At 67.8% G+C, this 14600-nt stretch carries 15 protein-coding genes; 5 read left to right on the forward strand and 10 right to left on the reverse strand.

What is annotated here, in order from left to right; all coding sequences use genetic code 11:
* From ACWELQ_RS17540 to ACWELQ_RS17580, 9 genes are all read right to left on the reverse strand, one after another.
* A partial coding sequence (locus tag ACWELQ_RS17540) for an NADH-quinone oxidoreductase subunit H (protein WP_452398102.1) occupies positions 1 to 212 on the reverse strand: 212 nt, incomplete at its 3' end.
* 7 nt (positions 213 to 219) lie between these two features.
* Positions 220 to 2691: an NADH-quinone oxidoreductase subunit G gene (locus tag ACWELQ_RS17545; protein ID WP_452398090.1), complete on the reverse strand. Its 2472-nt coding sequence runs from the start codon at positions 2689 to 2691 to the stop codon at positions 220 to 222.
* Positions 2688 to 4007, reverse strand: coding sequence for an NADH-quinone oxidoreductase subunit NuoF (gene nuoF, locus ACWELQ_RS17550; protein ID WP_452398091.1), 1320 nt, complete (start codon positions 4005 to 4007; stop codon positions 2688 to 2690). The genes ACWELQ_RS17545 and nuoF overlap by 4 nt, the downstream gene beginning before the upstream one ends.
* Positions 4004 to 4696 carry an NADH-quinone oxidoreductase subunit NuoE gene (gene nuoE / locus ACWELQ_RS17555; protein WP_452398092.1) on the reverse strand — a complete coding sequence of 231 codons (693 nt, stop codon included), beginning with the start codon at positions 4694 to 4696 and terminating at the stop codon, positions 4004 to 4006. The genes nuoF and nuoE overlap by 4 nt, the downstream gene beginning before the upstream one ends.
* Positions 4693 to 6024, reverse strand: a complete 1332-nt coding sequence (nuoD, locus tag ACWELQ_RS17560; protein WP_452398093.1) for an NADH dehydrogenase (quinone) subunit D — start codon at positions 6022 to 6024, stop codon at positions 4693 to 4695. The genes nuoE and nuoD overlap by 4 nt, the downstream gene beginning before the upstream one ends.
* Positions 6024 to 6782: an NADH-quinone oxidoreductase subunit C gene (locus tag ACWELQ_RS17565; RefSeq protein WP_452398094.1), complete on the reverse strand. Its 759-nt coding sequence runs from the start codon at positions 6780 to 6782 to the stop codon at positions 6024 to 6026. Before ACWELQ_RS17565 ends, nuoD begins: the two co-directional genes overlap by 1 nt.
* Positions 6779 to 7333, reverse strand: coding sequence for a NuoB/complex I 20 kDa subunit family protein (locus ACWELQ_RS17570; RefSeq protein ID WP_379352028.1), 555 nt, complete (start codon positions 7331 to 7333; stop codon positions 6779 to 6781). The genes ACWELQ_RS17565 and ACWELQ_RS17570 overlap by 4 nt, the downstream gene beginning before the upstream one ends.
* 74 nt (positions 7334 to 7407) lie before the next feature.
* Complete coding sequence (locus ACWELQ_RS17575; protein ID WP_452398095.1) at positions 7408 to 7788, reverse strand: NADH-quinone oxidoreductase subunit A; 381 nt, start codon at positions 7786 to 7788, stop codon at positions 7408 to 7410.
* 275 nt (positions 7789 to 8063) lie between these two features.
* Positions 8064 to 8483 (reverse strand): Rv3143 family two-component system response regulator, encoded by a 420-nt coding sequence (locus tag ACWELQ_RS17580; protein WP_379352030.1) that lies wholly within the window; start codon positions 8481 to 8483, stop codon positions 8064 to 8066.
* Positions 8484 to 8742: 259 nt separating this feature from the next.
* Here ACWELQ_RS17580 and ACWELQ_RS17585 point away from each other — a divergent pair, with 259 nt between their 5' ends.
* The 4 genes from ACWELQ_RS17585 (at position 8743) to ACWELQ_RS17600 (ending at position 12672) form a co-directional block, all read left to right on the forward strand.
* The gene (locus ACWELQ_RS17585) at positions 8743 to 9891 is read left to right on the forward strand and encodes an FHA domain-containing protein (RefSeq protein WP_452398096.1); all 1149 of its coding nucleotides are present in this window, start codon (positions 8743 to 8745) and stop codon (positions 9889 to 9891) included.
* Between the two features lie 49 nt (positions 9892 to 9940).
* Complete coding sequence (locus ACWELQ_RS17590) at positions 9941 to 11317, forward strand: dihydrolipoyl dehydrogenase family protein (protein WP_452398097.1); 1377 nt, start codon at positions 9941 to 9943, stop codon at positions 11315 to 11317.
* Positions 11318 to 11406: 89 nt separating this feature from the next.
* Entirely contained in the window at positions 11407 to 11835 is a 429-nt protein-coding gene (locus tag ACWELQ_RS17595; protein ID WP_452398098.1) for a CBS domain-containing protein, read from the forward strand.
* 9 nt (positions 11836 to 11844) lie between these two features.
* A complete protein-coding gene (locus ACWELQ_RS17600; RefSeq protein ID WP_452398099.1) occupies positions 11845 to 12672 on the forward strand; it encodes a dienelactone hydrolase family protein in 828 nt (275 codons plus the stop codon).
* Between the two features lie 22 nt (positions 12673 to 12694).
* On the opposite strand, the gene ACWELQ_RS17605 is transcribed toward ACWELQ_RS17600, so the two are convergent.
* Positions 12695 to 13360, reverse strand: coding sequence for a hypothetical protein (locus ACWELQ_RS17605; RefSeq protein ID WP_452398100.1), 666 nt, complete (start codon positions 13358 to 13360; stop codon positions 12695 to 12697).
* A 281-nt stretch (positions 13361 to 13641) separates the two neighbouring features.
* On the opposite strand from ACWELQ_RS17605, the gene ACWELQ_RS17610 reads away from it, so the two are divergent.
* Positions 13642 to 14600, forward strand: a 959-nt coding sequence (locus tag ACWELQ_RS17610) for an FAD-binding oxidoreductase (protein WP_452398101.1), incomplete at its 3' end; no start/stop codon positions are given.

Genomic DNA, 14600 nt, shown 5'->3' on the forward strand with positions numbered 1-14600 from the left:
GGGATGATGTCCTCTTTGAGGAGCATCTTCACGCCGTCGGCGATGGACTGCAGGCTGCCGCGCGGCCCGACCCGGTTGGGTCCGACGCGCATCTGCATGAACGCCACGATCTTGCGTTCCGCGTACACCGCGAGCATCGGGATCAGCAGCAGGAATACGAAGATGCCGATCGATTTGACCAGCACCAGCCACCACGGGTCGTGGCCGAACATACTCAGATCACTCACGGTGGTCCTCCCGTCGGATGCGAACGATGTGGCCGGGCGTGGTTCCGAGCTGCACCAGCACGTCGGACCCGGGGGAATTCATGGGCAGCCACACCACGCGGTCGGGCATCTCGGTGACGACGAGAGGCAGGGTGATGTGGCCGTGGTCGTTGCCGACCGTCACCGGATCGCCGGTGGTGACGCCGATTTCGGCGGCGGTGTGCGCGGACAGCCGCACCACGGGGGTGCGGGCGGTCCCGGCCAGGTTGGGTTCGCCGTCCTGGAGCCGGCCGCGGTCGATGAGCATGCGCCACGACGCGAGGATCGCGGTGCCCGGATTGGGCTGGGCGATCGGGTGCGGGCGGTGCACCGGGGTCGCGGCGGCCGGACCGTCCCACACCCCGAGATCGGCCAATTCGGCCCGGGCACTGGCGGCGTCGGGCAGGCCCAGACGCATGCCCATGTCGGTGGCGATGGCGTCCAGGACCCGGTATTCGGGCATGGGCGCGGCCTCGCGGCGCACGGTGGAGTCGCGCAGCGCGGCATCGAACTGCCGGTGGCGGCCTTCCCAGGTGAGGAAGGTGCCCGCTTTCTCCATGGCCGAGGCCACGGGGAACACGACATCGGCGCGGTCGCTGATATCGCTGCGGCGCAATTCCATCGACACCACGAACGAGGCGGCGTCGATGGCTCGCAGGGCGGCGTGCGGGTCGGGCATATCGCCGACCTCGACACCGCCGATGAGCAGTGCGCCCAGCGTCGGTGCGGCGGCCAGGATGGCGGAGGTGTCGCGGCCCGGTGCCATGGGCAGGTCCCCGATGCCCCAGGCATCCTGAACCTGTTTGCGCGCAGAGGGATCCGCGACGGGACGCCCGCCCGGCAGCAGCACCGGCAGTGCCCCGGCTTCCAATGCGCCACGCTCACCGGCACGACGCGGGATCCACGCGAGGGCCGCGCCGGTCTCGTCGGCCAGGCGGGCCGCGGCGGACGTGCCGCCGGGAATGCCACCGAGGCGTTCGCCGACCAGGATGAGCGCGCCGGGTTCCCGCAGCAGCGACGCCACCTCGCCCAACCGGGTGTATCCGGCCGTGGTCTCGTCGGTTTCGCCGGTGCGAATGGATTCGAGCACGTGCGGCTCCGCGCCGGGCGCGGTGAGCAGCAGGGTCCCCGACATCCGTTGCAGGCCGCGGGTCACGTACGGGGCGAGCGAGTAGATCGGAGTCCCGTTGCGCCGCGCGGCCTTCCGCAGCCGCAGGTAGACGATCGGGGATTCCTCTTCGGCCTCGAAGCCGACCAGCAGCACGAACGGCGCGCGTTCCAGGGCCGCGTAGTCGACGGTGATGCCCTGTCCGGCGATGCGGGCGGCCAGGAAGTCGGCCTCCTCACCGGAGTGCTCGCGGGCCCGGAAGTCGATGTCGTTGGTGTTCAACGCGACTCGCGCGAACTTCGAGTACGCGTAGGCGTCCTCGAGGGTGACGCGACCACCGAGCAGGACACCGGCATTGCCGCGCGCCGAGGCCAGTCCGCGGGCTGCCGCGTTGATCGCCTCGGACCAGGAAGCGGGCTGGAGCGTCCCGTCCTTCCAGCTGCGGACCATCGGCGTGGTGAGGCGGTCGCGTTCGGTGACGTAGGCGAACGCGAATCGGCCCTTGTCGCAGTTCCATTCCTCGTTGACCTGCGGATCGTCACCGGCCAGGCGGCGCATCACCTTGCCGCGCCGGTGATCGGTGCGCTGCGCGCAACCCGACGCGCAGTGCTCACACACGGCCGGGCTCGACACCAGATCGAAGGGCCGGGCCCGGAACCGGTAGGTGCTGCCGGTGAGCGCGCCGACCGGGCAGATCTGCACGGTATTACCGGAGAAGTAGGAGTCCATCGGCTCCCCGGCGGCGATCCCGACCTGCTGCAGCGCACCGCGATCCATCAATTCGATGAACGGGTCACCGGCCACCTGCTGCGAGAAGCGAGTACAGCGTGCGCACAGCACGCAGCGTTCGCGGTCCAGCAGCAATGCCGAGGACAGCGGGATCGGCTTCGGGTAGGTGCGCTTCTCCCCGTCGAACCGGGATTCGGCGCGGCCGCTGGACATGGCCTGGTTCTGCAGCGGGCACTCACCGCCCTTGTCGCACACCGGGCAGTCGAGGGGGTGATTGATGAGCAGCAGCTCCATCACCCCCTCCTGGGCCTTGGCGGCGGCCTGGGAGGAGAGCTGGGTATGGATCACCATGCCCTCGGCCACGGTCTGCGTGCAGGACGCGACCGGCTTGCGCTGTCCCTCGATATCGACCAGGCACTGTCGGCACGCGCCGACCGGATCGAGCAGGGGATGGTCGCAGAAGCGCGGGATCTGGGTGCCGATGAGTTCGGCGGCCCGGATCACCAGCGTGCCCGGCGGCACGGAAACCGTTGTGCCGTCGATGGTTACGGTCACCATGTCGGAGGGCGTCACCCCGCCGCTGGTACTGGAGCTCACTGTCGAAGTCATCGTGCTCCTTCGGCCCAGACGGTGGAACGGGCCGGATCGAACGGGCAGGCGCCGAGGCGGATGTGCTCGACGTACTCGTCGCGGAAGTACTTCAGGGAGGAGAAGATCGGGCTGGCCGCGCCGTCGCCGAGGGCACAGAAGGATTTGCCGTTGATGTTGTCGGCGATATCGGCGAGCTTGTCCAGGTCAGTCTCGTGGCCCCGGCCGTTCTCCAGGCGCTCGAGCAGCTGGACCAGCCAGTAGGTGCCCTCGCGGCACGGGGTGCATTTTCCGCAGGATTCGTGGGCGTAGAACTCGGTCCAGCGCAGCACCGCTCGCACTACACAGGTAGTGTCGTCGAAGATCTGCAGCGCCTTGGTGCCGAGCATGGAACCCGCCGCCGAGACTCCCTCGTAGTCGAGAGCGACATCGAGGTGTTCGTCGGTGAAGATCGGCGTGGACGATCCGCCCGGGGTCCAGAACTTGAGGGTGTGACCCTTGCGGACGCCGCCCGCGTATTTCAGCAACTCCCGCAAGGTGATTCCGAGGGGCGCTTCATACTGGCCCGGTCGCGTCACGTGACCCGAGAGCGAGTAGAGGGTGAACCCCGGCGACTTCTCGGTGCCGAAGGACCGGAACCACTCCACGCCATTGGCGAGGATCGACGGCACGGACGCAATGGATTCCACATTGTTGACCACGGTCGGACAGGCGTAGAGACCCGCGACCGCCGGGAACGGGGGACGCAGTCGTGGCTGACCGCGGCGGCCTTCGAGGGAATCCAGCAGCGCGGTCTCCTCACCGCAGATGTAGGCGCCCGCACCGGCGTGCACCACGATCTCGAGGTCGAAGCCCGAACCCTGGATGTTGCGGCCCAGATAGCCTGCGGCATAAGCCTGCTGGACGGCGGCCTGCAACCGGCGCAGCACGGTCACGACCTCGCCGCGCACATAGATGAAGGCGTGCGAGGCGCGAATCGCGTAAGCGGCGATGATGACACCCTCGATGAGGGTGTGCGGGGACGCCAGCATGAGCGGAATGTCCTTGCAGGTACCCGGTTCCGACTCGTCGGCATTGACCACCAGGTAGTGCGGCTTGGTGATGCCGTCGGGTCCGGGTCCCTGCGGGATGAACCCCCACTTCATGCCGGTCGGGAAGCCCGCGCCGCCGCGACCACGCAGACCGGAGTCCTTCACGGTGGCGATGACGTCGTCCGGCTGCATCTTCAGGGCCTTGGGCAGCGCCTGGTAGCCGCCCTGACGGCGGTAGGCCGCCAGGGTCCAGCCGTCCGGGTCGGCCCAGTGCTTCGAGAGGACAGGTGTCAGAGCAGTCGTCACTGAGCGCCTCCGGTCGAATCCTGTTCGGCGACATGCAGACCGGCGAGCGTCGCGGGTCCCGCCGCGCCGTCGGTGGCTCCGGGCCGCTGATCCTCGTACCCGGCGAGAATGCGGGCGGTCTCCCGGAAGGTGCACAGCGGGATGCCGCTGCGCGACCCGGTGACCTGTTCGCCGCGTCGCAGCGAATCCACCATCGCCTTGGCCGATTCCGGCGTCTGGTCGTCGAAGAACTCCCAGTTGACCATCACCACCGGTGCGTAATCACACGCGGCATTGCACTCGATGTGCTCGAGGGTGACCGCGCCGTCGGCGGTCGTCTCCCCGTGCTTGATGCCCAAGTGCTGCTTCAGTTCCGCGAAGATCTGATCCCCGCCCATCACTGCACACAGTGTGTTCGTGCAGACACCGACGTGATAGTCGCCGGTGGGCGTGCGCCGGTACATCGAATAGAACGTCGCGACCGCCGTGACCTCGGCATCGGTCAATCCCAGCTGCTCGGCACAGAATTCGATGCCGGTGCCGGAGACGTACCCCTCCACCGATTGCACGAGATGCAAAAGGGGAAGCAGTGCCGAACGCGAGTGCGGATAGCGTTCGATGATCTCCTGGGCCTCGACTTGCAGCCGGTCGCGGACCTTCTCCGGGTAGGGGATGGGCCGCACGGTCAGGTTGAGCAGGATCTCGGTCAACGGTCGACACCACCCATCACCGGGTCGATGGAGGCGACGGCCGCGATCACGTCGGCGACCAGGCCGCCCTCGCACATCGCCGCCACCGCTTGCAGATTCGTGAAGGAGGGGTCGCGGTAGTGGACCCGGTAGGGCCGGGTGCCGCCGTCGCTGATCATGTGCACGCCCAGCTCACCTCGCGGCGATTCGACCGCCACGTACACCTGTCCGGGCGGCACTCGCAGGCCCTCGGTCACCAGTTTGAAGTGGTGGATGAGCGCCTCCATGGAGGTCCCCATGATGTTGCCGATGTGCTTGGGTGAGTTACCCAGGCCGTCCGGCCCGAGCTGCAAGTCGGCAGGCCATGCAATCTTCTTGTCCGCCACCATGACCGGGCCCGGCCGCAGCTTGTCGAGGCACTGCTCGACGATTTTGACCGACTCCTTCATCTCGTTGACGCGGATGAGGTAGCGGCCGTAGCAGTCGCAGCCGGTGTCGACCTGGACGTCGAACTCGTAGTTCTCGTAACCGCAGTACGGCTGGGTCTTGCGCAGGTCGTGCGGCAGGCCGGTGGAACGCAACACCGGACCGGTGATGCCGAGTGCCATGCAGCCGGTCAGGTCCAGGTACCCGACATTGCGCGTGCGGGCCTTCCAGATGGGGTTCTCGTTGAGCAGCAACTCCAAGTCCCGCAGCCGCTTCGGCAGCAGATCCAGGAGTTCGCGCACCTTCTGCACGCCGTCGTCGGGCAGGTCCTGGGCGATGCCGCCGGGACGGATGAACGCGTGGTTCATGCGCAGACCGGTGATGGTCTCGAACACGTCCAGGATCAGCTCGCGCTCCCGGAAACCGAACAGCATCGGGGTGAGCGCACCCAGTTCCATACCGCCGGTGGCGAGGGCCACCAGGTGCGAGGAGATGCGGTTGAGTTCCATGAGCAGCACGCGAATGACGCTGGCGCGCTCGGGAATATCGTCGGTGATGTCGAGGAGCTTCTCGACCGCCAGGCAGTACGCCGTCTCGTTGAAGAACGGCGACAGGTAGTCCATGCGGGTGACGAAGGTGGTGCCCTGCACCCAGCTGCGGTACTCGAGGTTCTTCTCGATGCCGGTGTGCAGATACCCGATGCCGCACCGCGCTTCGGTGACGGTCTCACCCTCGATCTCGAGAATGAGCCGCAGCACCCCGTGCGTGGAGGGGTGCTGCGGGCCCATGTTCACGACGATGCGTTCTTCGGCGACCCCGTCGAGCGCATTCTTGATCTCGTCCCAGTCGTTGCCGACGACGGTGACCGCGCGTTCGGGCCGTTCCTGCGTGGCGGGCTGGGAGTTGGTGTCGATGTCATTCATTACGAGTACGACATCCGCTCATCGGGCGGTGGGATGCGCGCGCCCTTGTATTCGACCGGGATTCCGCCGAGCGGATAGTCCTTGCGCTGGGGGTGGCCACGCCAGTCGTCGGGCATGGCGATGCGGGTCAGCGAGGGATGTCCGTCGAAGAGGATGCCGAAGAAGTCGTAGGTCTCCCGCTCGTGCCAGTCGTTGGTCGGGTAGACCGAGTACAGCGACGGGATGTGCGGATCATTGTCCGGCACCGAGACTTCCAGCCGCACCCGGCGGTTGTGGGTGATGGAGATCAGGTGGTACAGCGCGTGCAGTTCGCGCCCGGTGTCCTCCGGGTAGTGCGCTCCGCTCACGCCGAGGCACAGTTCGAAGCGCAGGGCCTCGTTGTCGCGCAACGTCTTCGCCACCCGCACCAGGTGCTCGCGACGGACGTGCAGGGTCAGCTCGCCCCGGAAGACGACGATCTTCTCGAGCGCCTCCTCGAACGTCTTGGCCAGCGCCAGGCGCAGGTTCGCGATGATCTCGTCGAAGACCGGGCCGTAGGGCGGCGGGGTGCTGCCGGGCATGTTGATGGTGCGCACCAGGCGGCCGTAGCCGGAGGTGTCACCGGTGCCCGTGACGCCGAACATGCCTTTGCGCACGCCGATCACTTCCTCGGCGGGCGCGGCGGGCTCTACGGATTCGGTTGTCTCCGAAGTGGTTTCATCAGGTTCCACGGCCGCCTCCGGGGGGCTCTCCGTGCCGGTGGGTGCATCGAAACTCATCGCAACAACCCCTTCAGCTGAATGGTCGGGGTGCTGGCGAGCGCGGCACGCTCGGCCTCGCGAATCGCTTCCTCGCGATTGACGCCGAGCGGCATCTCCTGAATCTTCTCGTGCAGCTTCAGGATCGCGTTCAACAGCATTTCCGGCCGCGGCGGGCAGCCGGGCAGGTAGATGTCGACCGGCACGATGTGGTCGACGCCCTGCACCACGGCGTAGTTGTTGAACATGCCGCCCGAGGATGCGCAAACACCCATGGCGAGCACCCATTTGGGTTCGGTCATCTGGTCGTAGACCTGACGCAGGACCGGGGCCATCTTCTGGCTCACCCGGCCCGCGACGATCATCAGATCGGCCTGGCGTGGAGAAGCGCGGAACGCCTCCATGCCGAAGCGGGCGATATCGAATCGCCCGCCGCCGGTGGCCATCATCTCGATCGCGCAGCAGGCCAGGCCGAACGTCGCCGGCCACAGCGAACTCTTGCGCAGATAGCCGGCCATGTCTTCCACCGTGCTCAGCAGGAACCCGCTGGGCAGTTTCTCCTCGAGACCCATGTCGGACTACATCTCCCGGATCGGGACGCCCCGGCGCGGCCGGGGCGTCTACAGTGAATTGGCTTGTGCGCCAATCAGTCCCAGCTGAGCCCGCCGCGCCGCCATTCGTAGGCGTAGGCGACGGAGACGTTGAAGATGAACAACGCCATCGCCGCCAGCCCGAACACTCCGAGCGCATCGAAGTGCACGGCCCACGGGTAGAGGAACACGATCTCGATGTCGAAGATGATGAACAGCATGGCGGTGAGGTAGTACTTCACCGGAAAGCGTTGGCCCGCAGCATTTCCCGGCCCGCCGCCGACGGCGTGGGGCGTGGGTTCGATGCCGCACTCGTAGGCTTCGAGCTTGGACCGGTTGTAGCGCTTGGGGCCGATCAGGGCCGCCAGGAAAATCGAGAACACCCCGAACGCGGCGGCGACCGCGCCGAGGACAAGGGTCGGCACTTCTATGTTCACAACAGAACTACCCCTCCTGCGAGCTGGACAACGCATAACGGATGGCAGCAGCGAGTGAGGCGGCGGCGTCATTGATACCGATGTCCATTGATACCGGAGCCCGCGCTCGTGTGAGCTACGGCACAGATTACAACCCGGACCAGAAGATACATGACGATTGGCGATTGCGTTTGATCGAATTCGGAACGGTCTTTTATGACCGAATCGACGCAATCGCCAATGTCACGTGACGTGGAAACGCCCTGATCACAGGGCGAAGGAAGATCGGCCTGCGATCAGGCCGCGAAGCTATTACCGAGCACACCCAGCACGGCGTCGGTCAGCCGGATCGGATCGATGGGGTGCGAGACCGCCGCCTCGGCACGCGACCAATTGGCCAGCCACGCGTCATCGGGGCGGCCGGTGAGCACGACAATCGGTGGGCAGTCGGCGATTTCGTCCTTGAGCTGCTTGGCCAGCCCGAGCCCGCCCGTGGGGGCCGACTCGCCGTCGAGGATCAGCAGATCCAGACCGCCGGCATCCAGACGCTCCACGACGACCGGACCCGTGGCCACCTCGAGGTACTCGATGGGCGGCAACTCCGGGTGCGGCCTTCTGCCCAGCGCCAGCATGATCTGGCTCCGGGTATCGGCGTCATTGCTGTACACGAGAACCCGCACCGCGGCGGGACGTTTGGCATCGGCCACGTTCCGCATGCTACGTCCCAGGTGGGGGACCGCGGGTCAGCTTCGCCCGAACTCGTGCGCGCGTCGCGCGGCGACCGAGGGGAGACATCACGCAACGCCGCATCGAAACCAACGTCTGGACTGACCACCGGGTCGCCCTCACGGTGCTGGTCGCGGTGATACTGGTGGGTATGGGGTGGGAGCTGACCTGGCTGACGTTCTGGCTGTTCGTCGACGGCCCGATCCGGGTGCTGCCGCCATGCTGGCGGTTCCGCGGGGGCCGGGTGCTATGACCGGCCGGGTGGAGGTGGTGCCGGGTCAGCATCTGGTGGCCAGCATCGACGGGGTGGTCGTGGTTGTCGCGCACCGGGATTCGAGTGTGCTGTCCGCCGACTCGGAGGCCGTCGCGACGCTGGACAAGGTGCTCGAACTGGTCGCCGAGGCGGCTTCGCGGGAGACGCGGCGCACCGGGCGGACCTTCGCGCGGCTGGTCAGCACCTGGCTGATGGCGCGTGAGGATGAGGAGCGGGTGGAGTTCGGGGTGCTCACGCCCGGCAACCGCGGCTTGGCGGTGTTCCTGCACGGCCGGGTCACCGCGGTGCTCGAAGGAGCCGAGCATCGGGAGGTATTGCGTGGGCGGGACGCGGGATTCACCGTCGACCGAGTCGTCAGTCCCGGTCCGGCCCGGGCGGCCGCGCTGTTCGTCGACGAAGAAGGCGCGCGCGACGACCTTCCAGCGCCGGGCGTGTGGTCGCTGCGCGACGGGCGCATGCCCGGATCAGGTGCGGTGGTGTGGCTGGGGGAGCGGGCCGAAAACCTGTCCCGCCCCAGCGGATCCGGGCAACGTGGGGCCCGGATCCGGTCGGATTCCGGGCGGCGGGCGCGACCGGCCGAACGCCGCAACGGCCGCGCGGCACCGGATTCCGGCATGCAACGCAAGATCGCAGCGCCTGCAACCCCCGAAACCGAGGTCGTGGTGCACGGATTCAAATGCGCGCGTGGCCATCTCAACGACCCCCGCGGCTCATTCTGCATCGTCTGCGGAATCCGCATGGAACAGCTGACCTGCGTCCTCACCGAGGGCGTCCGCCCGCCCCTGGGCGTCCTGCTCCTCGACGACGGCACCTCCTATGTCCTCGACACCAACATGGTCATCGGCCGCGAACCCGAACGCTCCGAACACGTCCGCCAAGGCGCCCACGCCATCCGCATCCCCGACGCCTCCGGCGGCATGTCCCGCGTCCACGCCGAAATCCGCCTGATGGAATGGGACGTCCTCGTCATGGACCGAGGCTCCGCCAACGGCACCCACATCCGCCCACCGGGCCGCACCGACTGGGTCCGGGTCGAGCCCGGGCGCTTGACCGCCCTGGAACCGGGCACCCAATTGCTGCTCGGCGGGCGGGTCTTCACCTTCGACTCCCAACACGGCCGCTAGCGTCGACACGGCCGTCTGGTCGATGCGGCCGTCTAGCGAAGGAGAGCGTGTGCCTGGGGAATCCGTGGATGTCGTGGTGATCGGGATGGGGCCCGGTGGGGAGGATGTCGCTACCCGGCTGGCCCGGGCCGGGCTGTCGGTGGTGGGGGTCGAGGGGCGGCTCGTCGGTGGGGAATGTCCGTACTACGCCTGTGTGCCCACGAAGATGATGGTGCGGGCGGCGGGGTTGTTGGCCGAGGCGCGGCGGGTTGACGGGATGGCCGGGGCGGCGACCGTGCGGGCGGATTGGCGGCCGGTGGCGGAGCGGATTCGGGATGAGGCCACCGATGATTGGGACGACGCGGTCGCCGTCGAGCGGTTCGAGAAGGCGGGCGGGACCTTCGTGCGCGGGTGGGGGAAGATCAGCGCGCCGGGCGAGGTGACGGTGACGACCGGGGACGGGGAGCGGGTGTTGCGGGCCGGGCGGGCCATCGTGCTGAATCCGGGGACGGCCCCGGCGATTCCACCGCTGGACGGGCTCACCGGGACGCCCTATTGGACCAATCGGGAAGCTGTGACCGCCACCGAGGTACCCGAGTCGCTGATCGTGCTCGGCGGAGGCGCGGTCGGTGTCGAGTTCGCGCAGATCTACGCCCGATTCGGGGCGCGGGTGACCGTGGTGGTGCCGCGCAGGCTGTTGCCGCAGGACGAACCCGAGGCGGGGGAGCTGCTGGCCACGGTGTTCGAAGGCGAGGGGATCGAGGTGCGCAGCGGGGTGCGCGGCACCGGGGTGAGCTACGACGGGCGGGAGTTCACGCTCACCCTCGACAACGGCGACGCGTTGCGCGCGGCGCGATTGCTGGTGGCCACCGGGCGGCGAAGCGAGCTGTCGGCCTTGGGAATCGGGGCGGTCGGGTTGGACGAGAGCGCCAAGTCAATCCCCGTGGACAACCGGATGCGGGCGGCCGACGGCGTGTGGGCCATCGGCGATGTCACCGGCGCGGGCGCGTTCACGCACGTGTCCATGTACCAGGCGCGGATCGCGGCGGCCGACATTCTCGGCGAGGGGTCGGAGGTCGCGCAGTATCGCGCGGTGCCGCGGGTGACCTTCACCGACCCGGAGATCGGGGCGGTCGGTATGACCGAGGCGCAGGCCCGCGCGGCCGGACTCCGGATCCGCACCGGCTACACCGAAGTGCCCGCCTCCGTGCGCGGTTGGATCCACAAGGCGGGCAATGCCGGATTCATCAAACTCATCGAGGACGCCGATCGCGGGGTGCTCGTCGGGGCCTGCTCGGTCGGCCCCCAGGGCGGGGAAGTGCTCAGCGCCCTGGCCGTCGCCGTCCATGCCGAGGTGCCGACCGCGACGCTGCGACAGATGATCCTGGCCTACCCGACGTTCCACCGTGCCATCGAATCCGCGCTGGACGCCCTCGCTGACGGTTAGGCATCCGTTCGTAATCTTTGCTGTTCACGCTCGGGGATCAGCGGCATCCTGGTAACCATCTCTGGTCCCGAGCGTTGGGCGGTGGACATATGCGGATCTCGGAAATCCTGCGCCGTAAGGGCAGCGGCGTCGTCACCATTGCACCGGATGCAACCGTGCGTGAATTGCTCAGAGTCCTGTCGGCACACAATGTGGGTGCCGTGGTCGTCTCGGTCGACGGTGCCGCCATCTCCGGCATCGTCTCGGAACGAGACATCGTGCGCCGGCTACACAGTCAGGGCGCGTCGCTCCTGGACGCCCCGGTGTCCTCCATCATGACCGCCGCGGTCCATACCTGCTCCCCGGACGATCAGGTCGAAACCCTCAATGCCACCATGACCCAGCACCGCATCCGGCATCTGCCGGTGCTGCACGAGGGGCGGATGGTGGGCGTCGTCAGCATCGGCGACGTGGTCAAGAGCCAGATCTCCGAACTGGAGACCGAACGCGAGGCGCTGGTCCGCTACCTGCACGGTTAACATCCCACTGTGGAGTCCGAAAATCTAACGCCCAACGACACTCTCGCCGATTTCGACAAGCGCGTGATCTCCCTCGAGGGCGACGACAAGACCGTGTATGTGGCGGGCAGCGGCCCGGCGGTCGTGGTCATGCCGGAGATGCCCGGCGTCAGTCCCGATGTGTTGCGCTTCGCGCGCTGGGTGCGTGACGCCGGGTTCACCGTGTACGTGCCGTCGCTGTTCGGCGTGGACGGCGCGTACCCGACACTCGAGCTCGGCGAGCCGATCGCCCGGAAGACCTGCGTCAGCAAGGAGTTCCGAGCCTTCGCTGGGGGCGGCACCAGCCCGGTCGCCGTGTGGCTGCGCGCCCTGGCCCGCCTCGCGCACGCGGAATCCGGCGGGCCCGGCGTCGGTGCGGTCGGCATGTGCTTCACCGGAAACTTCGCGCTCACCATGACACTCGAACCCGCGGTCATCGCCCCGGTCATCAATCACCCCTCGCTGCCGCTCGACGACCCCGCCGGGCTGGAGTTGTCCACGGACGACGCGAAGGCGATCGCCGAGCGCTTCGACCGCGACGACCTGCGCGCCCTCGCCTACCGCTTCGACAACGACAAATGGTGCACCGGGCAGCGTTTCGCCGCGTACTCCCAACTCCTCGGCGACCGCTTCGACGGCCGCGTCCTCTCCGGCGACGACGCCAACCCCAAGCCGCCGCCGTTCTTCGAGCACGTCGTGCAGACACCACACAGCGTCGTCACGGCCCACCTGGTCGACGAGGAGGGTCACCCCACCATTCGAGCCCGCGACGAGATCCTCGCGTACCTGCGCGACCGCCTGCGGACCGAGTCGGCTTAGCGCCCAACGAATTTCGGGGCGCTCAGATGGTCCAGTCGATCGGGTAGTCGACGATCGGGGCGAAGGTCAAGGCATCGAGCGCCTTGAACTCCCCGCGCGCGGTGTCGACCATCTCCGTCAGCGTCATCATCTGCTTGGCGTGCTCGTCGGTATCCCAGATGCTGATGTTCACGATCGAGCCCACCGGCGAGACGGCCGTGAACCAGTGCAGCAGACCCGGGAGTGCCTTGATCGCCGGGACCAGATAGTCCGCCTGCTTGGTGGCCAGCGCGTCGACCTCCGCGAACCGGCTCGGGTCGAAGCTGCCGCGTGCGACATGGATGACCGCGGTCGAGGGCAGCGGCTCGCGCGCGGTGGGTTCGATGGTCCAGTTGATCGGGTAGTTGATGATCGGGCGTTCGAAGATGCCGCCGATCGCCTCCATCTCCCCGCGGGCGACGACGGCCATCTTCTTCAGCGTGTCCATCTGCTTGGCGTGCTCTTCGGTGTCCCAAATGCTGACCTGCACGGTCGAGCCCTCCGGCGAAACTCCGGTGAACCAGTGCAGGATCCCCGGCAATTCCTCGATGGCCGGGATCAGGTAGTCGCCCTGCTTGGTGATCAGGGCATTGAATTCCTCGAACCCGGCCGGGTCGAAGCTGGCGCGGCCGACGCGCACGACCGCGGTGGACGGCAAGGATTCGGGCATGGTGATCACCTCTCGAGGAACTCGGATTCGAACTCGCGCGAGGATTCCCGACCCCGCTGGCAGTTCGCTGGCAGTGCGGTCGAGGCGCTGATCGGCGACGCCGTGTTCGACATACGCAGCCGATTTCTCGCCGCGGGAAATAAGGTGAATCATGATCGGCTGAATAGTGTTGTCTGGCAAGGACGGGTAGGTCGCGGGGTTTGAATTCGCAAACAGGGCGTTCGATCTCGCGCGGTACGTTTCTGCGAGGAGCGCTCGGAATCGCTGTCGCCGGTGCCGGATTGGCCGGGGCCAGTCGGCTGGCGGTCTTCGATTCGGCGGCCTCCGCCGCGGGTGCGGAGGGTAAGACCCCGGTCGCACCGGCCAGGACCGCGAGCGAGGGTCCCGACTGGACCGGGCTGCAGGGCAAGCTGCGCGGCCGCGTGATCATGCCCGCCGATCCGCGCTACGCGCAGGCCAAAGAGGTCTTCGATACGCGGTTCGACGATCAGACGCCGACAGCCGTCGTGCAGGTCGCCGACGCCGAGGATGTCGCCACGGCGTTCGGCTTCGCGGCGGACAACGATCTTCAGGTGGCGGCGCGCGCGGGCGGGCACTCCTATGCCGGATTGTCCACCGCGACCGGAACTCTGGTGATCGACGTGCGCGGGCTGCGTGGCGTGGTGGCCGCGGAGGGGCGGGCGATCGTCGCGCCCGGGCACACCCTCTACGAGGTCTATCAGGAGCTCGACCGCACCGGGCAGAGCCTGCCGACGGGCATGTGCCCGAGCGTCGGCGTCGCCGGGCTCACGCTCGGCGGCGGCTACGGTTCCGACGCCCGCGCCCACGGTCTCACCTGCGACCGGCTCACGGCCGCGACCCTGGTGCTGCCGGACGGCACCATCACCGAGGTCTCCGCGGCCACCCGGCCGGACCTGTTCTGGGCGCTGCGCGGTGGCGGCCCGCTGTTCGGGATCGTCACCTCGATGACCTTCGACACCATTCCGGCGTTGACGAAAGACGTGGTGCGGCTGACCTTCTCGGGCGATGACGCGGAGCATGTCATCAACGGCTGGCAACAGTGGTTGCGTGACGCCCCGCGCGAACAGTGGGCCGATGTCAGCATCGACGCCGACGGGGAAGGCGGCCTGCACTGCTGGATGCAGCTGGTCTGTCCGGAGGGCACGGCCGACACCGTCGGGGAGTGCGTGCATCGCGGGTCGGCGGTGATCCTGCGGCCGGACGGTGAGCCGCTGGTGGA

It is taken from the genome of Nocardia sp. NPDC004722, assembly GCF_053601505.1.